Origin of the sequence: Pseudomonas sp. GOM6 (assembly GCF_029537485.1) — a bacterium.
Lineage (GTDB): Bacteria > Pseudomonadota > Gammaproteobacteria > Pseudomonadales > Pseudomonadaceae > Aquipseudomonas.
This window is the reverse complement of the sequence record NZ_JARPUS010000006.1, coordinates 158,193-178,464: the sequence shown is the minus strand read 5'-3', so window position 1 is coordinate 178,464 and position 20,272 is coordinate 158,193. Positions and strand designations below refer to the sequence as shown.

21 protein-coding genes are annotated in these 20,272 nt (G+C 67.3%); 10 read left to right on the top strand and 11 right to left on the bottom strand.

From position 1 onward, the window contains the following. Positions 1-2: 2 nt before the first annotated feature. Positions 3-551, bottom strand: coding sequence for a chorismate lyase (locus P7A97_RS09535; protein WP_277689698.1), 549 nt, complete (start codon positions 549-551; stop codon positions 3-5). A 149-nt stretch (positions 552-700) separates the two neighbouring features. Between P7A97_RS09535 and P7A97_RS09530 the strand changes: the two genes are divergently transcribed. From P7A97_RS09530 to P7A97_RS09515, 4 genes are all read left to right on the top strand, one after another. Then, positions 701-868 carry a rubredoxin gene (locus P7A97_RS09530; RefSeq protein ID WP_277689697.1) on the top strand — a complete coding sequence of 56 codons (168 nt, stop codon included), beginning with the start codon at positions 701-703 and terminating at the stop codon, positions 866-868. A gap of 276 nt (positions 869-1,144) precedes the next feature. Continuing rightward, positions 1,145-1,417 (top strand): HU family DNA-binding protein, encoded by a 273-nt coding sequence (locus tag P7A97_RS09525; RefSeq protein ID WP_043307679.1) that lies wholly within the window; start codon positions 1,145-1,147, stop codon positions 1,415-1,417. Positions 1,418-1,540: 123 nt separating this feature from the next. Continuing rightward, complete coding sequence (locus tag P7A97_RS09520; protein ID WP_277689696.1) at positions 1,541-1,939, top strand: helicase; 399 nt, start codon at positions 1,541-1,543, stop codon at positions 1,937-1,939. A gap of 57 nt (positions 1,940-1,996) precedes the next feature. Further along, positions 1,997-2,722 carry a hypothetical protein gene (locus P7A97_RS09515; RefSeq protein ID WP_277689695.1) on the top strand — a complete coding sequence of 242 codons (726 nt, stop codon included), beginning with the start codon at positions 1,997-1,999 and terminating at the stop codon, positions 2,720-2,722. 58 nt (positions 2,723-2,780) lie between these two features. On the opposite strand, the gene P7A97_RS09510 is transcribed toward P7A97_RS09515, so the two are convergent. From P7A97_RS09510 to exbB, 6 genes are all read right to left on the bottom strand, one after another. Further along, the gene (locus tag P7A97_RS09510; RefSeq protein ID WP_277689694.1) at positions 2,781-4,190 is read right to left on the bottom strand and encodes an aminoacyl-tRNA deacylase and HDOD domain-containing protein; all 1,410 of its coding nucleotides are present in this window, start codon (positions 4,188-4,190) and stop codon (positions 2,781-2,783) included. A 103-nt stretch (positions 4,191-4,293) separates the two neighbouring features. Then, a complete protein-coding gene (gene recG / locus P7A97_RS09505) occupies positions 4,294-6,369 on the bottom strand; it encodes an ATP-dependent DNA helicase RecG (RefSeq protein ID WP_277689693.1) in 2,076 nt (691 codons plus the stop codon). Continuing rightward, positions 6,366-7,301 carry a hydrogen peroxide-inducible genes activator gene (locus P7A97_RS09500; protein ID WP_277689692.1) on the bottom strand — a complete coding sequence of 312 codons (936 nt, stop codon included), beginning with the start codon at positions 7,299-7,301 and terminating at the stop codon, positions 6,366-6,368. The genes recG and P7A97_RS09500 overlap by 4 nt, the downstream gene beginning before the upstream one ends. A gap of 97 nt (positions 7,302-7,398) precedes the next feature. Then, the gene (locus P7A97_RS09495) at positions 7,399-8,103 is read right to left on the bottom strand and encodes an energy transducer TonB (RefSeq protein ID WP_277689691.1); all 705 of its coding nucleotides are present in this window, start codon (positions 8,101-8,103) and stop codon (positions 7,399-7,401) included. Continuing rightward, on the bottom strand, positions 8,100-8,525 hold the full coding sequence (exbD, locus tag P7A97_RS09490) for a TonB system transport protein ExbD (protein ID WP_277689690.1): 426 nt from the start codon (positions 8,523-8,525) through the stop codon (positions 8,100-8,102). The genes P7A97_RS09495 and exbD overlap by 4 nt, the downstream gene beginning before the upstream one ends. A gap of 3 nt (positions 8,526-8,528) precedes the next feature. Beyond that, positions 8,529-9,632, bottom strand: a complete 1,104-nt coding sequence (gene exbB / locus P7A97_RS09485) for a tonB-system energizer ExbB (protein ID WP_277689689.1) — start codon at positions 9,630-9,632, stop codon at positions 8,529-8,531. A gap of 141 nt (positions 9,633-9,773) precedes the next feature. Between exbB and P7A97_RS09480 the strand changes: the two genes are divergently transcribed. Together P7A97_RS09480 and P7A97_RS09475 are read left to right on the top strand one after the other, a co-directional pair. Continuing rightward, the gene (locus P7A97_RS09480) at positions 9,774-10,631 is read left to right on the top strand and encodes an NAD-dependent epimerase/dehydratase family protein (RefSeq protein WP_277689688.1); all 858 of its coding nucleotides are present in this window, start codon (positions 9,774-9,776) and stop codon (positions 10,629-10,631) included. Between the two features lie 122 nt (positions 10,632-10,753). Continuing rightward, positions 10,754-12,250: a methyl-accepting chemotaxis protein gene (locus P7A97_RS09475; RefSeq protein WP_277689687.1), complete on the top strand. Its 1,497-nt coding sequence runs from the start codon at positions 10,754-10,756 to the stop codon at positions 12,248-12,250. Here P7A97_RS09475 and P7A97_RS09470 read toward each other — a convergent pair. After that, positions 12,247-13,008: an NRDE family protein gene (locus P7A97_RS09470; protein WP_277689686.1), complete on the bottom strand. Its 762-nt coding sequence runs from the start codon at positions 13,006-13,008 to the stop codon at positions 12,247-12,249. The genes P7A97_RS09475 and P7A97_RS09470 overlap by 4 nt on opposite strands. Before the next feature lie 118 nt (positions 13,009-13,126). On the opposite strand from P7A97_RS09470, the gene P7A97_RS09465 reads away from it, so the two are divergent. From P7A97_RS09465 to P7A97_RS09455, 3 genes are all read left to right on the top strand, one after another. Beyond that, on the top strand, positions 13,127-13,909 hold the full coding sequence (locus tag P7A97_RS09465) for a sulfite exporter TauE/SafE family protein (protein WP_277689685.1): 783 nt from the start codon (positions 13,127-13,129) through the stop codon (positions 13,907-13,909). Between the two features lie 10 nt (positions 13,910-13,919). Then, the gene (lgt, locus tag P7A97_RS09460) at positions 13,920-14,711 is read left to right on the top strand and encodes a prolipoprotein diacylglyceryl transferase (protein ID WP_277689684.1); all 792 of its coding nucleotides are present in this window, start codon (positions 13,920-13,922) and stop codon (positions 14,709-14,711) included. A gap of 74 nt (positions 14,712-14,785) precedes the next feature. Next, positions 14,786-15,580 carry a thymidylate synthase gene (locus P7A97_RS09455; RefSeq protein ID WP_277689683.1) on the top strand — a complete coding sequence of 265 codons (795 nt, stop codon included), beginning with the start codon at positions 14,786-14,788 and terminating at the stop codon, positions 15,578-15,580. A gap of 27 nt (positions 15,581-15,607) precedes the next feature. On the opposite strand, the gene P7A97_RS09450 is transcribed toward P7A97_RS09455, so the two are convergent. Next, positions 15,608-16,510 (bottom strand): LysR family transcriptional regulator, encoded by a 903-nt coding sequence (locus P7A97_RS09450; RefSeq protein ID WP_277689682.1) that lies wholly within the window; start codon positions 16,508-16,510, stop codon positions 15,608-15,610. An 87-nt stretch (positions 16,511-16,597) separates the two neighbouring features. On the opposite strand from P7A97_RS09450, the gene P7A97_RS09445 reads away from it, so the two are divergent. Continuing rightward, on the top strand, positions 16,598-17,479 hold the full coding sequence (locus tag P7A97_RS09445; protein ID WP_277689681.1) for an EamA family transporter: 882 nt from the start codon (positions 16,598-16,600) through the stop codon (positions 17,477-17,479). Here the strand turns inward: P7A97_RS09445 and P7A97_RS09440 are convergent. Both P7A97_RS09440 and P7A97_RS09435 read right to left on the bottom strand, forming a co-directional pair. Next, positions 17,468-18,841, bottom strand: coding sequence for a GTPase/DUF3482 domain-containing protein (locus tag P7A97_RS09440; protein ID WP_277689680.1), 1,374 nt, complete (start codon positions 18,839-18,841; stop codon positions 17,468-17,470). The genes P7A97_RS09445 and P7A97_RS09440 overlap by 12 nt on opposite strands. Further along, on the bottom strand, positions 18,834-20,228 hold the full coding sequence (locus P7A97_RS09435; protein WP_277689679.1) for a DUF2868 domain-containing protein: 1,395 nt from the start codon (positions 20,226-20,228) through the stop codon (positions 18,834-18,836). Before P7A97_RS09435 ends, P7A97_RS09440 begins: the two co-directional genes overlap by 8 nt. Positions 20,229-20,272 lie beyond the last annotated feature (44 nt).

Below are 20,272 nucleotides of genomic sequence, written 5' to 3'. Positions count from 1 at the left end.
TCCTAGGCCTGGGCGGCGCGCTCCCAGAAGGCAGGGAGGAAGACTTCGGCCACCAGCACGCCAAGGCCGTCGCGGCGAAAGCACGAGCGGCGCCCCCACAGCTGTTCGGTACGCACCTCGGCCGGCAGCCAGGCAGCAGGGTAGCGACAGACCTGCAACTCACCGCGAGCAAAGGCGCGGTCGCTGAACAGCAATTCGCCGAGCGAGCGGCTGCCCAGCTTGCCCAGGTCGAGGCCGGAGCCCTCCAGCGCCGCGCGTGCCGCCACGCTGCGGGCGAACACCCAGTTGTCGCCGTCGCCTTGGAGAAACACTTCGCGCACCCAGCCCTGGCTGCCGCTCGGCACCTGCAAGGCCAGGCATTCGTCCTGGCGCAGGCTCTGCCAGCCCTGGACCAGCGGTTGCACGGTGAAGCGCCCGGCACTGAGGGCGGTCAGCCGACGGGTCAGCGAGTCCTGGCCGAACAGCCAGTCACGCTGCAGGGGCGCAGGGGCGGGGTGCAGTTGCACGGCGTTCAGCCAGCGCGGCGGATGGGCAAGGGCGGAGGAGGGCACGACAGGGCGCTTCACTGATCGAAAGGCGGCGAGCTTAGCATGCTACCGATGCCGGTCTGCACTTGCGTCACGCGCCACATGCCAGTACAAAGCCTGCTGATTTTTTAGCCAGATAACGCCCGCAGTGGCGTTGTGTGATGAGGTAGAGCATGAAGAAGTGGCAGTGTGTGGTCTGTGGCCTGATCTATGACGAAAGCCTGGGTTGGCCCGACGATGGCATCGCCCCCGGCACCCGCTGGGAAGATGTACCGGCCGACTGGTTGTGCCCGGATTGTGGGGTCGGCAAGGCCGACTTCGAGATGATCGAAATCGGTTGATCCAGAGCGTTTCACGACGAACGGCGACCCAGGGTCGCCGTTTGCGTTTGCAGTACTTGCGTACCGGATTTTCCCAGGCTTTGGCGGATATGGCAGTCGTTCTGTCTGGAACGCCTTGTTCTTGCCTCGGCAAACCGCCCGCCAGCACTGGCGCAGTCCCGGATGGCGTGCCATTCTCCCCTGGTCTGCCGCAGCGCAGAGCCGTTGCGGCGCCTTTGGCGCTGTTCTGGACGGACAGCACGGACACAACAACAACAAACCGTCAAAGAGGCATCTATGCGCAAACCTGAACTCGCCGCGGCCATTGCCGAAAAGGCTGATCTGACCAAAGACCAGGCCAACCGCGTACTCAACGCCGTGCTCGAAGAAATCACCAGCGCGCTGAACCGCAAGGACAGTGTCACCCTGGTCGGCTTTGGTACCTTCCTGCAGCGCCACCGTGGTGCCCGCACCGGCAAGAACCCGCAAACCGGTGCCCCGGTGAAGATCAAGGCCAGCAACACCGTGGCCTTCAAGCCGGGTAAATCGCTGAAAGACGCCGTCAACTGAGCCAGCTCCGGTCCGGAGCCCCAGGGCTCCGGGCTGTTCCACCCGCGCCAGGCTGCAAGATGTAGTCGTTCGCGCAAACCGCTACAATGCGCCGCCGATTCCCCACCCATGAGGCCGCGCGCCATGAAATTCCGTTTTCTCCTCTGGATGCTGGGCCGTCTGATGGCCAAGGCAAGCCGCAGTAACGCCGACTTTCAGCAGCAGCTGGAGGGCAAGGAGCTGGTCTTCCAGCTGCATACCCTGGATGGCAAGGTTGCGCGTCATTTCCGGATCAAGGATCAGCGTGTCAGCAGCCACGCTGGCGCCGCCAAGGAACCGGCCTTCGCCATCGGCTTCAAGGATGCCACCTACGGCTTCGCCACCATGAACGCCAAGAACAAGCAGCTGGCCTTCATGCAGGGGATCCAGAACAAGGACATCCAGATCCAGGGCAACCCGGCACTGGTGATCTGGTTCCAGGGCCTGCTCAAGCACGTAGTGCCGAAGAAGAAAAAGCCCAGCGAGCACAAGAAAGCGGCCTGATTCGCGGCCCGATCGAGTCTCTATCGCTAAGCTTGTTGTTTTGAATGGAAGTCCCCCATGCGCTTGATGACTGCTGTTGCCCTGTTGGTTTCGCTGAGCTTTGCGGGGCAGTCGGCTGCGGCCACCCTGGAGCGGGTGCTGGAGCTGGCCGGCGTGCAGTTGCTCTGCGAGCAGACCCTGCCGCTGCTGCAGCGTGGCATGAGTGGCGAGCAGCAGAAGGCGCTGGCTGAGCAGTTTCAGGCCGAGCCGCTGTGCGCCGACCTGGCCAAACAGGTGGCACCCAAGCTGCAGCCGCAACAGCTGGAGGCTGCGCTGAAGCTGCTCGACAGCCCATTGGCCAAGCATTTCACCGAAGCCGAGCGCGCCGTGGCCAAGGACGGCGGGCTGGCAGCCTATCGTCTGCAATTGCAGGAACGTCCCCCGCTGCAGGCGCGCCTCGAGCTGGTACGGCGCCTGGATCAGGCCGCGCACACCACCGACCTGGCCACCCTGCTGCGTTACGAAGTGGGCAAGACCCAGGCGCTGCTGGCACTGCGTGCGCGGGGTGAGGACATCGACGAAAAGGTTCTGGCCGAGCAGACTGCCGCTCAGCTACAGCCCCTGCGTGCCTCAAGCGCCAGCGGGGTTGAGGCCTTCATGCTCTACGCCTACCGCAGTACGCCCAGTGCCCAGCTTGGCGAGTACGCGGCACTCTATGAGCAGCCGGCGCTACGTGCAGTGCTTGAGGCCAGTACCCAGGCGCTGCCGGCGGTCTTTGCGGCACGGCGGGCCAAGCTCAAGTAATGAAAAAGGGGCCAGATGGCCCCTTTTGCATATGTGGCGTTTAGCCGAAGCGCGAGGATCAGTGCGGGGTGTTGAACTGCGAGGCCAGCTCACGCAGCGCCACTTCGGCCTGCAGCACCTTGTTCAGCGCTTCCTCGGCCTTGTCGCGGCTGATGCCCAGGCGTTCGAACAACGCCTCCGGCAGCTCGCTCTGCGGGCCGCTGCCGATACCGCGGCTGCGCAGCAGGTTGACTGCCAGGCAGACCAGGTTCGGATAGGCGGCATGGGCGCCTTCGTAGCTGGCGTCATGCTGGAAGCGCAGGGCGCTGGCCAGCTCTTCCGGCATGTCCCAGAAGCGCATCAGCCAGGCACCGATCTGCTCGCGTGTGATGCCCAGCAGATGTTGCTCGATATAGCCGGCGGACAGGTGCGGGTTGACCTCCAGATGCCGGCAGATCAGCGAGAAGTGCGGCGGAAAGACATGCGCCAGCACCAGGTAGCCGAAGTTGTGCAGCAGCCCGGCGAGGTAGGTCAGGCCGGCCTCCGGGCGCTGGGCGCGAGGCATGGCGCGGGTCAGGCCTTCGATCACGGCGGCGGTGTAGATCGCCTGTTGCCAGTAGGGCGTGGTCTGCTGCGGTTGGTCCTTGGGTAGCGCCAGGGTCTTGCCCAGGGCCAGGCCCAGTGCCAGGTTGATCACCAGGTCGAAGCCCAGCACGCGGACGATGGCGTCTTCCACCGAACGGATCTTGCCGGGGGCTGCGTAGTAGGGCGAAGCGGCCCAGCTGACCACCTGGGCGGCCAGCGCCGGATCGGTTTCCACGACGCCGGTGATGTCATCCACCGTGGCGTCCGGGTCGACACGCAGCTTGATGATGCGCTGGGCGGTTTCCGGCAGTGGCGGGATCTCGATGGTTTCTTCCAGGCGCTGCTGGATGCGGCGGGCGGTGAACGCCTGCACGGCCTGGGTGATCTCGGCACGGTCGTCGTCGGGGCGATCGAGGTTGGGGCGGATATCGATGACCGGCTCGCCGAAGCGTGCGGCGCTGGCCTTGGCCAGCAGGATGCTCTTGTAGTGTTCGCTGCCGATTTCCAGCAGCACGCCGGGTTGGCCGGACTCTACCAGCAGGCTGGATTCCTGCAGCAGGCGCTCGTCATACAGGCAGGGCGAGCTGGTCAGCGGCGGCAGACCTGGCAACACGCCGAGGCTGTGCTTGGCCAGCATGCGCTCCATGCGCTCGGGCTTGACGGCGGTGAGCTTGCGTCCGGTCAGTTCGGCCAGGCGGTTGAGGTCGAGCAGTTGGCTCTGTGGGAACAGCACCAGCAGGGCGCCGACGGCGTCGTCCAGCAGTACGGCTTGCACCCGCCGCGCCGCTGGCAGCGCCGGATGATCGGGGCGGACATGGCAGGGAACGCCAAGCTTTTCCAGCAGTTGCAGGATCACCATCGGAGGGCGCGGGGCGGAATCGGGGGCGAGAGCAACTTCGGTCATCGACAATATCCGGCTGAGAAACAACTGACGGGGAGTATAACCAGCGCTGCGCGGGCTTCGCTTTGCCGCCGGACGGGCGACCGGCGGCAGTCTGTGCGCTGGCTCACACTTGACCGTACTGCTGGCCGTGGCGCAGCCAGCGCTCCAGCAATGGCGCGACATGCTGCGGCCAGCGCTCCAACAGGGCCTGGGCGGCGTCGCGCACGGCCGGCAGCAGGTCGGCGTCGCGCATCAGGTCGGCGACCTTGAACTGCAGCAGGCCGGTCTGGCGGGTGCCGAGCATTTCACCGGGGCCGCGCAGCTCCAGGTCCTTTTCGGCGATGACGAAGCCGTCGCAGGTCTCGCGCATGATGCCCAGACGCTCGCGCCCCAGCTGCGACAGCGGCGCGTGGTAGAGCAGCACGCAGTGGCTGGCGGCGCTGCCGCGACCGACCCGGCCGCGCAGCTGGTGCAGCTGGGCCAGGCCCAGGCGCTCGGGGTTCTCGATGATCATCAGGCTGGCGTTGGGCACGTCGACGCCCACTTCGATGACGGTGGTGGCGACCAGCAGCTGCAGCTCGCCGCGCTTGAATTCATCCATGATCGCGGCCTTCTCGGCCGGTTTCATGCGCCCGTGGATCAGGCCGACGCGCAGCTCGCCGAGGGCGGACGACAGCTCTTCGTAGCTGGTTTCGGCGGCCTGGCAGGTGAGCTCCTCGGATTCCTCGATCAGCGTGCACACCCAGTACGCCTGGCGCCCTTCGCGGCAGGCGGCGCGGACCCGCTCGACCACTTCGATGCGGCGGCTGTCGGCGATCACCAGGGTGTTCACCGGTGTACGTCCGGGCGGCAGCTCGTCGAGGATCGAGGTGTCCAGGTCGGCGTAGGCGCTCATCGCCAGGGTGCGCGGGATGGGCGTGGCGGTCATGATCAGCTGGTGCGGGCAGAGGCGGCCATTGATGCCTTTCTGGCGCAGGGCCAGGCGCTGCTGCACGCCGAAACGGTGCTGTTCGTCGATGATCGCCAGGGCCAGGTTGCGGAACTGCACTTCGTCCTGGAACAGCGCGTGGGTGCCGACCACCATCGGCGTGCCACCGGCGATCTGCTCCAGGGCGGCGGCGCGCGCCTTGCCCTTGAGCTTGCCGGCCAGCCAGGCGACGTCGATGCCCAGCGGCTGCAGCCAACGGGTGAAGTTGAGGTAGTGCTGCTCGGCGAGAATCTCGGTGGGCGCCATTAGCGCCACCTGGTAGCCAGCCTCCAGCGCCTGCAGGGCGGCGAGCGCAGCGACCACCGTCTTGCCGGCGCCGACATCGCCCTGCACCAGGCGCAGCATGGGCTCGTCCTGGGCCAGGTCGTAGGCGATCTCGGCGCCGACGCGCTGCTGCGCGCCAGTGGGGGTGAAGCCGAGGTTGTGCAGGAACAGCTGTGGCAGGCGTTTGGCCGGTGGCAGGCGCGGTGCCTGCTGGGCGCGCACCTGCTCGCGCAGGCGTTGTAGCGACAGCTGGTGGGTCAGCAGTTCCTCGAAGGCCAGGCGGTGCTGGGCCCAGTGGCGGCCCTCGGCGAGTTCTTCCAGGTCGGCGTCCGGCGGTGGCCGGTGCAGGTAGCGAATGGCCTGGTCCAGCGGGCCAAGCTGGTAGTCGCGGGCCAGCTCTTCGGGCAGCCAGTCCGGCAGGCTGTGCGGGCCGAGACGGGCCAGGGCCTGCTGGCTGAGGGCACGCAGGCGCTGCTGGGTGAGGCCTTCGGTGGTCGGGTAGATCGGTGTCAGGGTCTGTTCCACCGGCGCCACTTCGTCGGCGCCGAGGGCGCGATATTCCGGGTGGTAGATCTCCAGGCCGGAAGCGCCAGGGCGGGCCTCGCCATAGCAGCGCACGTGGGTACCGCGCTTGAGGCCGTCCTTTTGCGCCTGGCTGAAGTGGTAGAAGCGCAAGGATAGGGTGCCGCTGCCGTCCTGCAGGCGTACCAGCAGGCTGCGGCGCTTGCCCATGACCACGTCGGCACCGGCGACCACGCCTTCGATCACCGCATCCTGGCCCGGACGCAGGGCGCCGATCGGCACCACGCGGGTGCGGTCCTGATAGCGCAGAGGCAGGTGGAACAGTACGTCCTGCAGGGTTTCCAGGCCGACCTTGGCGAGTTTTTCCGCCAGCGCCGCGCCGACTCCCTTGAGCGCGGTGACTGGCACCTGGGCCAGCTCGGTCATGCCGGCAGGGCTTCACCCTGGGGACGGGCGGCCACCGAGCACAGGCGGATCGAGTCGGCGAGGATCTCGATGGCCTTGGGCCGCGGGAAGCTGGCGCGCCAGGCAATGGCGACGGTGCGGTACGGAGCCGGCGCAGTCAGCGGGCGGATCTCGATCACACCCGGGGCGTAGTGGTGGCTGTCCACGGCGGTGAACGGCAGGATGGAGATGCCCAGGCCCGAGGCAACCATGTGGCGGATGGTTTCCAGCGAGCTGGATTCCACCGTGGTGTGCTTGGCGCTGTCTTCGCCGCCTTTGCGCAGCGACGGACAGGCTTCCAGTACCTGGTCGCGGAAGCAGTGGCCTTCGCCGAGCAGCAGCAGGCTCTTGTCGTTGAGCATGTCCTTGTCGATGGTGTCGAGCTGGGCCCAGGGGTGGCCGGCCGGCAGCAGGGCGAAGAACGGCTCGTCGTACAGCGGCTTGGTCAGCACATCGGCTTCCTGGAACGGCAGGGCGATGATGATCGCGTCCAGCTCGCCGGTGCGCAGCTTGTCGCGCAGCACGTGGGTGAAGTTTTCCTCGATGTACAGCGGCATATCGGGGGCGACCCGGTGCAGTTGCGGGATCAGGTGCGGGAACAGGTAGGGACCGACCGTGTAGATGGCGCCGATCTTCAGCGGCGCGGCCAGCTGGTTCTTGCCGGCCTGGGCCAGCTCGCGGATGCCCTGGGCCTGTTCCAGCACCTTCTGCGCCTGGGTGACGATGCCCTCGCCGACCGGGGTCAGGCGCACCGCGCTCTTGCTGCGCTCGAAGATCAGTACGCCGAGCTCGTCTTCCAGCTTCTTTACGCCCACCGACAGGGTCGGCTGGCTGACATGACAGCGCTCGGCGGCGCGGCCGAAGTGCTGTTCCTGGGCGAGGGTGACGATGTAGCGCAGTTCGGTGAGGGTCATAGTTTTAGTCCATTGAGATGCGAGCAAGCATAGCCGCTGTCTTCAATGGAACCAACCGCCCTGCACGGCAAGTTGCAGGGCGGTTGCACGGGCCTGATCAGCGCCGTTCGAGGGAATAGACGAAGGGGGCGACGATCTCCAGCTGGCCGTTCTGCAGCATGTCCGCCGGCGGCGCCGGCAGCGGCTGGGCGCGGCGGATCATCTCTAGGGTGGCGCGGTCCAGCGAGGCGCTGCCGGACTTGCCGACCAGCGCGTAGGACAGCACCTTGCCGTTGCCGTCGAGCACGAAGCGCAGGCGGTTGACCCCTTCGAAGCCACGGCGGCGGGCATCTTCCGGGTAGCGTTTGTACTTCGCCAGGTGGCCGAGCAGCTTGCTCTGCCAGCTGACCTGGGCCTTGGTTGGTGCGCTGACCGGCGCCTTCTGCGGTGCGGCGGCCTTCTCGTCGCGGGCGGCCACGGGGGCGGGCTCCTGTGGCGGTTTGACCTCGGGCTCGGGCGGCTTGGGCTGCGGCGGCTTCGGCTTGGGTTGCGGCTTGGGCTTGACGATGGCGATCTTCGGTTTCGGCGCCTCGACCACTTTCGGCAGCTCCGGCTCGTCCGGCTCGACCACCGGCTGCGGCGGCGGCGGTGGCGGTTCGACCGGTGCCACCAACGGCTCCAGCTCGATCATCATGGCCGCTGGTGGTGGTGCCATGGGTGTCAGCTTGGGCTTGAGCTGAGTGATCAGGTACAGGCCGAAATGGGCCCCGATGACCACCAGCAGGGCAATGGCCCAGTATGGCAGGCGACGTGTGAGGGTCATTGCGCGCCGACCGTTTCCAGGCCCACCAGGCCAATCTTCAGGTAGCCGGCGCCGCGCAGGTTATCCATGACCCGCATCAGGTCGCCGTATTCCACGCCCTTGTCGCCGCGGACGAAGATGGTCTTGTCCTTGTCGCCGGCCGTGCGCTTGTCCAGCACGCTACCGAGCAGCACCAGGTCGACCTGCTCGTTGTCCAGGTACAGGCTGTTGTCTTCCTTGATGCTCAGGTAGATCGGCTTGTCCGGGCGCGGCGCCGGTTTGGCGGTGGAGGCCGGCAGGTCGATCTTCACATCCACCGTGGCCAGGGGCGCGGCGACCATGAAGATGATCAGCAGCACCAGCATCACGTCGATGAAGGGGGTGACGTTGATCTCGTGGTTTTCCTGAAGATCGTCGCCGCCCTCGTTGAGATGCAGACCCATGGCTCAGACCACCTTGGCCACGTGGGGCGGCTGGCTGCGTTCGGCGGTACTCGGCAGGTCGAGGTCGCGGCTGACCAGCAGCAGCACCTGGGCCGAGGCGTCGGCGACCTGGGCTTTGTAGCCGGTGATGGAGCGGGCGAAGACGTTGTAGATGACCACCGCCGGAATGGCTGCGACCAGGCCCAGGGCCGTGGCCAGCAGGGCTTCGGCGATACCGGGGGCGACGACGGCGAGGTTGGTGGTCTGCGACGTGGCGATGCCGATGAAGCTGTTCATGATGCCCCACACGGTGCCGAACAGGCCGACGAAGGGCGCGGTGGAACCGATGGTGGCGAGCACGCCGGTGCCCTGGCTCATGCTGCGGCCGCTGGCGGCGACCAGGCGTTCCAGGCGGAAGCTGATGCGCTCCTTGATGCCTTCCTTGTCCTTGCTGCCGGCGGACAGGCGCAGCTCGTCGCGGGCGTCCTCGATCAGCAGGCTGCTGAAGCTGTGCTTGGCGCGAGCCTGCTCGGCAGCCTGGACCAGGCTGCGTGCGCCTTTCAGTTCGGGCACTTCGCGGCGCAGGCGGCGGCGGGCGATGAGCAGCTCCAGGCCCTTGGCGATCCCCACGGTCCAGGTCAGGATCGAGGCCAGCACCAGGCCAATCATCACGCTTTTCACCACGATATCGGCATTGCGGTACATGCCCATGGGCGAGAGGTCGTGCAGCAGGGTCTCGTCTTCTGTCAGCACGGCTTCGTTTACCAACAGGCTGTTCAGATCCTGTTCCAGGGTGGCGGCGTTGTTCAGAGCCTGCAGGGTCTTGGTGATTTCTTCCGCGGAGGCGCCGGTTTCCGTCAGGTGCTCCCGGGCGGCTTCGCGCAGCTGTTCGGCAGTGGCCTGCGGGCCGAGGGCCTGCAGTTTCTGCAGCAGGGCGTCCTGTTGCGCCTGCCCGGCGGCGGGTGGCGTCTGCTCGCTGCTGGCGGCTACAGCAGATGCTGCTTCCGGTGTGGCCAGGGCAGCTTCCTCGGCGAAGGCGCCGAACGGCAGCAGCAAGCCCAGCAGGATGGCGGCGAGTGTCAGTCGAGGGGCGGGAGTGGGCTGGGCGCGGAGGGCGTTAGGGTTCATGCTGGCCGGACCTGGTAGTAGAGAGGCCTGTCCCGGGTTTGGGGCAGGTTGAAGGTGCGGCATTATTGCAATTAATTCTTGTTTATGAAAGTAACGATGTAACATTTTCACCGGTAGAGCTCCCTCGGAACAGGAACAACGATGACTCAACACTCTTTGCTGATCGCCGGTTGTGGCGATGTGGGCAGCCGGCTCGGTGAGCGCATGAGCGAGCTGGGCTGGCAGGTCTATGGCCTGCGCCGTGATGTATCCCACCTGCCGGCCACCATTGTGCCGGTGGCCGGCGACCTGCAGCAGCCAAGCTGCCCGGCGGCCTGGCCGCAGGGGCCGCTGGATTATCTGGTGTACTGCGCGGCAGCCAGCCAGCATGACGAGGCAGGCTATCGCCGTGCCTATGTCGACGGCTTGCGTCATGCGCTGGCCTGGCTGGCCGAGCATGGGCAGCGGCCGCGGCGCCTGGTGTTCGTCTCCAGTACGGGCGTGTATGCCCAGCAGGGTGGCGAGTGGGTGGACGAAACCTCACCAGCCACAGCCGAGAGCTATTCCGGACGGATCATGCGCGAAGCGGAGCAGGTGGCGCTGGACAGTTCCATACCGGCGACGCGGGTGCGCCTGGCCGGCATTTACGGGCCGGGCCGCGAATGGCTGCTGGGCCAGGTGCGCCAGGGTTTCCGCGTGGCAACCGAGCCGCCTTTGTATGGCAACCGCATCCATGCCGACGATGCCGCCGGCCTGCTGGGCTTTTTACTGCAGGCGGATGTGTCGGGGCATGTGTTGGAAGACTGTTATATCGGGGTGGATGACGAACCCGCGCCGCTGCATGAGGTGGTTGGCTGGCTGCGCGAGCAACTCGATGTCACGCATTGGGCCGAGCAGCAGAGCGTGCGGCGCGCCGGCAGCAAACGCTGCCTCAACGCGCGTGCCCGTGAACTGGGGTGGGCTCCTCGGTATCCGAGTTATCGCGAGGGGTATGCCGCCGTTCTGGCTGGACGGAGCTAGGCGGAGTGCTCTCCTGCGTCGGTGGGTGATAAAGAGGCATCACTGGGCCTATACTTGTTGTACATAAATGTGTTCTTGTACAACTTTGCTCGTTTCTGAGCTTCTGCCAGGTAGATGTCGTCATGAGCCAGTCCGCCTTCAATCTCGATGCCCATTACCGCAGAGCCGACCGCATCATGCTCGGCGTGCTCTGGCTGATGTTTCTTTATGCGCTCGGCCTGGCCGCCTGGCACGGTACCTGGGCGCAAGCACTGCTGGTCGGCGGTGGGACCGCGCTGGTGCTGACCCTGCTCAATGCGCTGGTCGGAGGCAGCCGCCTGATGCGCTGCTGCGTGGCGGTGGCGTTCATGGTGATGTCGGCGCTGCACATCAACCAGAGCGGCGGGGTGCTGGAGATGCACTTCGGCATCTTCGTGCTGCTGGCCTTCCTGGTCTATTACCGCGACTGGCTGCCCATCGTGATAGCAGCGGGTGTGATCGCCGTGCATCACCTGAGCTTCTTTGCCCTGCAGCAACAAGGTGTGGGTGTTTTTGTGGTGCCGCAGGGCAGCTGGGCGATCATCTTCCTGCATGCCTTCTACGTGGTGCTGGAGAGCGCCATCCTTATCTACCTGGCGCGTCAGGCCTATGCCGAGGCACGCGAGGGCGAGGCGCTGATGCAGGTGGTGGCGGGCATTACTGCGCAGGACGAACGCATCGACCTGCGCCTGCGGGCCCGGACCAGTGGGCCGGTGGTGGAGCGTTTCGATCACTTCCTCGCCCAACTGGAAGAGTTGGTGGCCGAGGTGCTGGCCGATACACAGGGGCTGGCCGCAACCGGCGACAGCCTAAGGCAGGCGACCCAGCACCTGCGCCAGGGCTCCTCGCTCCAGCTGGAAGAAATCTCGCACATGGCGGGCACTATGCAGGAAATGAGCACCGCCATCGATGCCGTCGCCAGCCACGCGCAACAGGCTGCCGGCGCGACGCAGGAGGCCACGGCCAAGGCTGTAGAGGGCCGCGCAGCGGTGACCCAGAGTGCCGGCGAGATCGCCAGCCTGGCCGAGCTGATCGACGGCACGGGTCAGGAGGTGCAGGCGCTGGCCGAACAGTCGCAGCAGATCGGCCGGGTGCTGGAGGTTATCCGCGCCATCGCCGAGCAGACCAACCTGCTGGCGCTCAATGCTGCCATCGAGGCGGCCCGGGCTGGCGAGCAGGGTCGCGGGTTCGCCGTGGTGGCCGACGAGGTGCGTAACCTGGCGCAGAAAACCGCCGCTTCCACCGCGGAAATTCAGGACATCATCGGCCGCCTGCAACAGAGCAGCCGTCAGGCTGCCAATGCCATGCAGGACAGCCAGCAGGCGGTGACGCGCTGCGTGGCTGACAGCCACCGCGCCGGCGAGTTGCTGCTGGCCATCGTCGCCGAAATCGAAGCCGTCAGCCAGATGAGTGGGCTGATCGCCGCGGCGACCCATGAGCAGGCCAGTGCCAGTGGTGAGGTCAGTCGCTACCTGGCTGGCGTACAGCAGGTGGCCGAGCGCAATGCCGAGAATGCCGAGGTGCTGGATGGCGACAGCCAGCGTCTGCGTGAACTGGCGCGCAAGCTGGGCGAGTTGAGCCGGCGCTTCGTGGTGGGTTAGGTGGCTGGTGCCGGTAGCTGGATGGCTGATTCGCCGGCAATCTGTCCCTGCGTGTCATAGCGCTGCTCGACCAGCGTCACGCCGCCGCCGCTATCGAGTAGCAGTGCGTTGCTGGAGCAGGTGCCGTAGCCGGGGCCGACGATGAACATGCTCGACAGCAGCTGTTCCCAGTCGAGGCCGATGCCGGTGTCCGGCAGCAGCGACCTTGGCGGTTGCTGGCGGTCACGCATCAGCGCCAGCAGCTGTTCTGGCTGTGGAGTGTTCAGGGCTGCCGCGAGTTTTTCGCTGGCGCGCAGCACCTTGGGCCAGGGCGTATCCAGCTCGGCGTTGGACAGGCCGTAGAGGCCGGCTTGCAGGCGTCTGGCCTGGCCTTCCTTGGAGTTGAAGTAATACAAGGCGTGACGATCACCGAGCAGTAGGTTGAAGCCGCTATACAGGCCGAGGCGCGGCTGCAGTTCGGCGAGGAAGGTCTCGGCATCCCGCTCACCACGCAGGAACTCGACCGCCAGTTCGCCCCGTGAGTGAAGCCCTTGGGCCTGATGCGGGTCGCGGATATTGGTCAGGGCGGCGAAGCGGCCCTTGCGATTCACCCCCAGCCAGGTGCCGCCGGCCTGCAGATCGCGGCCGGCGAACAGGCCGGGCATGTCCGACCATTCGCCGAGTGGCAGGCTGCTGCGGGCATAGAATTCGTCGCGGTTGGCGGCCAGTACCAGCGGCAGGGCGTGGTCAGGGCGCCAGGCGAAGACGATCAGGCACATGGGGGCTCCAGATCCGGCGGGCGTGAGCGCAGTCTAGCAACAAAGCTCCGACAGCCCGCGTCTGGCTGGAGGGCGGCCGGGGCATCCGCTACCATGCCGCTTCGCATTGGGAGACTGCATGGAATTCCTGCTCTACTTGCTGTTGGGCGCCGCGGCCGGCGTGTTGGCCGGGCTGTTCGGCGTCGGCGGCGGCATCATCATCGTGCCGGTGCTGGTGTTCAGCTTCACCGCCCAGGGTATCGACCCGGCGGTGCTGACCCATCTGGCCGTGGGCACCTCGTTGGCGACCATCGTCTTCACCTCGATCAATTCGGTGCTGGAGCACCAGCGCAAGGGCGCGGTGCTGTGGCCGATATTCGCCTGGATGACTCTCGGTATTCTCCTCGGCGCGGGCCTCGGTTCGCTCACCGCTGCGGCGATCAACGGCCCGTTGCTGCAGAAGATCATCGGCGTGTTCGCCATCGTCATCGCCATCCAGATGGGCCTGGAGCTGAAACCCAGGGCCAGCCGCGCTGTCCCAGGCAGGCTGGGGCTGACGGCCGCTGGCGGGCTGATCGGCTGGGCCTCGGCGATCTTCGGTATCGGCGGCGGCTCGCTGACCGTGCCGTTCCTGACCTGGCGCAGTGTGTCGATGCAGCAGGCGGTGGCCACGTCATCGGCCTGCGGCCTGCCCATCGCCGTGGCCAGCGCCCTGAGTTTCATGGTGATCGGTTGGCAGGAGCCTGGGTTGCCGTCGTGGAGCGTCGGTTTCGTCTACCTGCCGGCCATGGCCGGTATTGCCATCACCAGTATGTTCTTCGCCCGTTTCGGCGCGCGTCTGGCGCACAAACTGTCGCCACGCCTGCTCAAGCGCCTGTTTGCCCTGCTACTGCTGGTAGTGGGCGTGAATTTCCTGATCTGAGGAGTTTTGAATGCTGCCTTATCCGCAGATAAACCCGGTCGCGTTGGACCTTGGCGTGATCCAGATTCATTGGTATGGCCTGATGTACCTGGTGGGCATCGGTGGCGCCTGGTGGCTGGCCTCGCGGCGTCTGGCCCAGTTCGATGCCAGTTGGAGCAAGGAGAAGCTCTCCGACCTGGTGTTCTGGGTGGCGATGGGCGTGATCCTCGGCGGGCGCCTGGGCTATGTGCTGTTCTACGATCTCTCCGCCTATATCGCCGAGCCGCTGAAGATCCTGCGGGTGTGGGAAGGCGGCATGTCCTTCCACGGCGGCTTGATCGGCGTGATGCTGGCCACCTGGTGGTTCGGCCGGCGCAACGGCAAGCGCTTCTTCGAGCTGATGGACTTTATCGCGCCGCTGGTGCCGATCGGCCTGGGCGCCGGGCGCATCGGCAACTTCATCAACGCCGAGCTGTGGGGCAAGGCTACCGATGTGCCTTGGGCCATGGTCTTCCCCACCGACCCGCAGCAGCTGGCTCGCCACCCTTCGCAGCTGTACCAGTTCGCCCTGGAAGGCGTGGCCCTGTTCCTGATCCTCTGGGCCTACTCGCGCAAGCCGCGCCCGACCATGGCGGTGTCCGGCCTGTTCGCCGCCTGCTACGGGGTGTTCCGCTTTATCGTCGAGTTCGTCCGCGTGCCGGATGCCCAGCTCGGTTACCTGGCCTTCGGCTGGCTAACCATGGGCCAGGTGCTGTGCGTGCCGATGATCCTCGGCGGCATTGGCCTGATGGTCTGGGCCTACCGCCGCCAGGCGGCGGCCTGAAACCGGCCCGACTTGGTTAGAATTCGCGTTTTGCCCGGGCGCCACGGCGCCCGTGACCCTTCAGCGGAGCTGAGATGAAACAGTACCTCGACCTGATGCGCCTGGTGCGCGAGACCGGCACCTTCAAGAGCGACCGCACCGGCACCGGCACCTACTCGGTGTTCGGCCACCAGATGCGCTTCAACCTGGCCGACGGCTTCCCGCTGGTGACCACCAAGAAGTGCCACCTGAAGTCGATCATTCACGAGCTGCTGTGGTTCCTCCAGGGCGACACCAACATCAAGTACCTGAAGGACAACGGTGTGCGCATCTGGGACGAGTGGGCCGACGAGAACGGCGACCTCGGCCCGGTGTACGGCTACCAGTGGCGCAGCTGGCCGGCGCCGAACGGCGAGTCGATCGACCAGATCAGCAAGCTGATCGCGATGATCAAGACCAACCCGGACTCGCGCCGCCTGATCGTCTCCGCCTGGAACCCGGCGCTGGTCGACCAGATGGCCCTGCCGCCGTGCCACACCCTGTTCCAGTTCTACGTCGCCGAGGGCCGCCTGAGCTGCCAGCTGTACCAGCGCTCGGCCGACATCTTCCTCGGCGTGCCGTTCAACATCGCCAGCTACGCCCTGCTGACCCTGATGATCGCCCAGGTCTGCGACCTCGAACCGGGCGACTTCGTCTGGACCGGCGGCGACTGCCATCTGTACGCCAACCACATCGAGCAGGCCGACCTGCAGTTGACCCGCGAGCCGCTGCCGCTGCCGACCATGCGCCTCAACCCGGAAGTGAAGGACCTGTTCGCCTTCACGTTCGAGGACTTCGAGCTGCAAAACTACCAGGCCCACCCGCACATTCCTGCGCCGGTCGCGGTGTAGGCCTCAGCGGCGGCGTCTGGCCGCCGGCTAACCGGCCAGCCCGGCCGCCAGGTGGTCGATCAGCACCCGCAGCTTCGGTGGCAGGTGGCGGTTGGACGGGTACAGTGCCCAGGCCGTGCCGTGGTAGGCGCCGGTGTAGCGCCAGTCGCCGAGCACCTGCAGCAGCCGGCCATCGGCCAGCGCCTCGGCGGCGGTGAAGCTGGGCAGGCAGGCGATGCCCAGGTGATTGAGCGCGCCGTTGAGGCGCACTTCGCTGTGGTTGCTGGCGAAGCGGCCGCGCACGGCCACCGTGCATTGTTCGCCGGCCTTGGCGAAGTGCCAGCGTTGGTCGTCGGCGCGCTCGTCCAGGTACAGGCAGGCATGCCGCACCAGCTCCTGCGGGTGTTGCGGCGTACCCTGGTCGGCCAGGTATTGCGGCGTGGCGCACAGCACATGCTCGACCTGGCACAAGGGCCGGCCGGCCATCAGCTCCGGCGGCTGCTCGGTGATGCGGATGATCAGGTCGAAGCCCTCGGCGACCGGGTCTGGGCTGCGGTCGCTGAGGTTCAGGCTGACATCCACTTCCGGATATTTCGCCAAAAAATCCGCCATCAGCGGCGCGACCAGGTACTTGCCGAAGGCCTTGGGCACCGACAGGCGCACCTGGCCACGGGCCGCGCTCATCAGTCGTTCGCCCACCGCCACAGCCGCCTCGGCGGCGCCGAGCATCTCCCGGCAGCGCTCGAACACCTCGCTACCGGCTTCGGTCAGGCGCAGGCGGCGGGTCGTGCGCTCCAGCAGGCGCAGGCCCAGCGCCGCCTCCAGTTGAGCGAGCTGGCGACTCAGCGCCGAGCCGCTGGTGTTTAGCTGGCGCGCCGCGGCGGAGAAACTGCCGCACTCCACCACGCGGACGAAGCTGGCCATCAGTGGCAGCAGGTTATTCATGCTCATAGGGAACGAGTCTCGTGCTGGATGAGCTGATTATCGCGATGAGGTTGGCAATGGACAATCGCCGCATTCCCATCGCGAGCCGCCGCCATGACCAGCCTGATCGCCACCCATCGTTCCCGCCTGCTGCATGGCAGCGACCTGCTCCTGCTGCTGGTGGCGCTGGTGTGGGGCACCAGCTACGGCGTGGCCAAGCAGGCGCTGCTGTTTTACCCGGTGCTGGGCTTCCTCGCCGTGCGCTTCTGCATCACCTTCCTGCTGCTGGCGCCGCAGCTGCGCGGCGAAGGCCGTCGCGCCTGGGCGCCCGGCCTGCCGTTGGGCGTGGCGCTGCTGGCGATCTTCCTCTGCGAGACCTACGGCGTGCAGCTGACCACCGCGAGCAATGCCGCCTTCCTGATCAGCCTGTGCGTGGTGCTGACGCCCTTCGTTGAGTGGCTGATGCTCGGCCAGCGCCCGGATGCACGCCTGCTGCCGGCGGTGGCGCTGTCGCTGCTCGGCACCTGGCTGCTCAGCGGCGGCGTCGACCTCGATTTCGGCCTGGGTGACGGCCTGATGCTGGCTGCGGCGCTGCTGCGCGCCTTCCAGGTGTGCCTGACCCGCCGCCTCACCGCCGACCGCGAGGTGCCGCCGCTGGCGCTGACCGCCGTGCAGTCCGCGGTGATCGGCTTCGGTTGCCTGCTGCTCGGCGCGCTGCTGTTGCCCGATGGTCTGCCGCCGCTGCCCAGCGCTCCGGCATTCTGGGTCGGCAGCCTGTACCTGGTGTTGTTCGCCACCCTGTTCGCCTTCTACGTGCAGAACTGGGCACTGAGCCGCAGCAGCCCGACCCGGGTCAGCCTGCTGATGGGCAGCGAGCCATTGTTCGGCGCGCTGTTCGCGGTGCTCTGGCTGAGCGAGGAGCTGAGCCTGCAGGCCTGGGTCGGCGGGCTGCTGATCGTCGCCGCCACGCTGTGGACCAGCCTGTCACGGCGCTGACAACTCGCGGCCCAGTGCCGCGACCTGTTCGCGCCGCTCCGCCTGCTCCAGCCTGGCGCCCGGATTGAGCGACGACCACTCGGGATGGGCGCGGGCTTTGCGTAGGGCTTCGGGCAGCTTGGCCTCATGCCAGCTGTCGTCATGCGGTGCGGCGAGCTGGATGGCACTGGTCGCGGCATGGCCACGTGCAGCCAGTGCCACCAGCAACTGGCGCTGGCGCAGGGCGAGCAGGCGCAGCACATTGTCGTCCACCGTCAGCTCGCGTTGACCCTTGAGCTTGCCGAGCAGGCGATGGCCATAGTTGCGTGCGGTCTGCAGACCGCCGCCGGCCAGTGCGCCAACCAGCGCGGCGGCGCCGAGGGTGATGCCGCCGACCAGCAGGTCGATGCCGACCCCGGTGGCAGCGCCGGCGGCCATGCCACCGCCGACCTTCACGCCCAGTTGGCGCAGGGTTTCCGGGTTGAACAGATCGTCGCCCCAGCGCCCGTCAGTAAGTGGCAGATCGTTGGTGCGGGCGTCGTCCGCGCGGAAGGCGTACAGGCGCAGCAGGGCCTCGACGCACCGTTGTTCGCGCTGGCGTACGGCCTGGTGCAGGGCGGCGATCTCGCTCTGTTCGATCTGCGGCTGGCTGGCCACGCTGCGGCGGCAGGCGGCGCAGTCGATCAGCAGTTCGGCGATCAGCCGCGCGCCGGTCTGGCGGCGGGCCTCGGCCTGGCTCTCGTGGTCGGCGATCAGGCGGTTCAGTTGCGGACGCGCCGCCTCGATCAACAGCGCCAGGCTCTCGTACAGGCGCCGTTCGCCGTCCAGCGGCGGCGCCACGGTGTCGAAGGCCACCCGTGCGTGCAGGCCGAGGCGGGCCAGGGCGTCGCGCCACTCGGCCTCGCGGCGCTGTTCGCTGGCGCTGAAGTTGAGCACCGGCAGTAGCGGCTTGCCGCAGCCGGCGAGTACCGCCAGTTCATCCTTGTACTTGGCCAGCACCGGTTCGCGGGCGTCGATCACGTAGAGGCCGGCATCACTGGCCAGCAGCTGGCGCAGCACCTTGGCCTCCTGCTCGAAACGTTGGCGCGCTTCGGCGCCGTCGAGGAAGCGTGCGGTGCGCGCCGGGCCGTCGAGGCGCTCGCCGGGGCGCTCCAGCTGCTCCAGATGGTCGAGCAGGGCGATGGCGTCCTCCAGGCCGGGGGTGTCGTACAGCTCCAGTAGCGGTTCGCCGGCCACCAGCAGACGGGCGCCCTCGACATGCCGGGTGGTGCTGGGCCGGTGCGATACCTCGCCGAAGCTGACATCGCGCAGCAGGGTGCGTAGCAGCGAGGTTTTGCCGACATTGGTGTGGCCGACCACGGCCAGCTTGAGGGGCTTAGTCATGGCCGCTCTCCAGCCAGGCCAGTGGGGAGCTGTCGCTGCAGGCTAGCTCAAGGCGCTGCAACGCCTCGTGCCAGTCGCCCAGGCGCTGGCCATCGAGCGCCTCACCTGGTGGCGGCGGCAACAGCCAGATGCGCGTGGCGGCGGCCGTACGCGACAGCTCGCCGAGTAGGGCCAGGGTGCCGCGGTCCGGCGAGCGGCGCGGGTCGACGGCCACCGCCAGGCGCGCCGGCGGGAAGCGGGTCAGCTGGTCGAGCAGGTGGCGGCGCTGTTCGCGGCTGTCGAGCACGCCGGCATCGGCCACGGCCTTGGGCAGGGCGGGCGGCCAGGGGCGGCTGTCGTCCAGCTCCACCGCGACCAGCAAGGCGCCGTCGGTAGCCAGGTCGGTGCTGCCTGCCTGGGACTGGTGCAACGCTCCCGGTGCCCTATCGACGATCCCCAGGTGTTCGCTGGGCGGCTGCAGCCGTTCGGCCAGCAGCCGATAGCTGCTCTGCTGTAGATCCAGTTCCAGACGTGCCACCCCGTGGCGCCAGCAACCCAGGCACAGCAGCAGAAGCAGGGCGCGCGGCAGCAGGCCGAATACCAGCAGCACGCCGAGCAGCCAGCCGGCCCAGGCGTGGCGAGCGGCCTCGTCGCTCAGTGCCGCCGCGCCGCTGGCACGAATGGTCTCGACATCGGGCAGCGGGAAGCCGAGCAGGCTGGGCAGTGTGCCGAGCAGGTGGGTGAGGGCGACGAAGGTGTCGGCCGAGAGCAGGGTGGTTTCCCAGACGAAGCCATAGCGCTGGGTACTGAGCAGCAGGATCAGCATCAGTAGCGCGGCCAGCAGGATGACCAGCCACAGACCATGGACCAGGGCACCGAACAGCCAGCGGTTGAGGCGCCGGCGCTGCAGCAGCAGGATCAATGCCGGCCCGAGCTGGGCGGCTGCGGCGTCGCGCGCCAGCGTCTCGCTGAGCCACAGCCACAGGCGACCGAGCGCGGCCTGGTGCTCGCCGCTGAACGCCAGGCCGAGCAGCCAGGCGCCGAGGGTCAGCAGGTGCAGGCCGAGCAGGCTGCCTAGGGCCCAGTACAGGTTCACCGGGCGGCTGCCGTCGCCCAGCGCCGCCAGGGCCAGGCCGGCGCCGCTGAGCAGGGCCGCCACCAGCAGCGCGAGCAGCGCCAGGCGCGCGCCCTGCAGCCAGTGCTGCAGGGCCTGGTGCTGACCGTCGCGCTCGGCGAGGAACAGGGCGCGGGCTTCGATGCGCTTGCCCAGGTCGCGGTCGGCCTGGCGTGCCAGGCGGTTGGCCTCGGCGTCTTCCAGGGGGCCGGCGTGCTCTTCGCGCAGGCGGATGGCTTCGCACAGCCAGAGCCGTTGCAGGTGCGTGCGGGGATGCTCAGGTCGGTCGGTCACGCGGCATTCCGTTTGCGGGCTGAAGGGCAAGCATAACCGCTCCC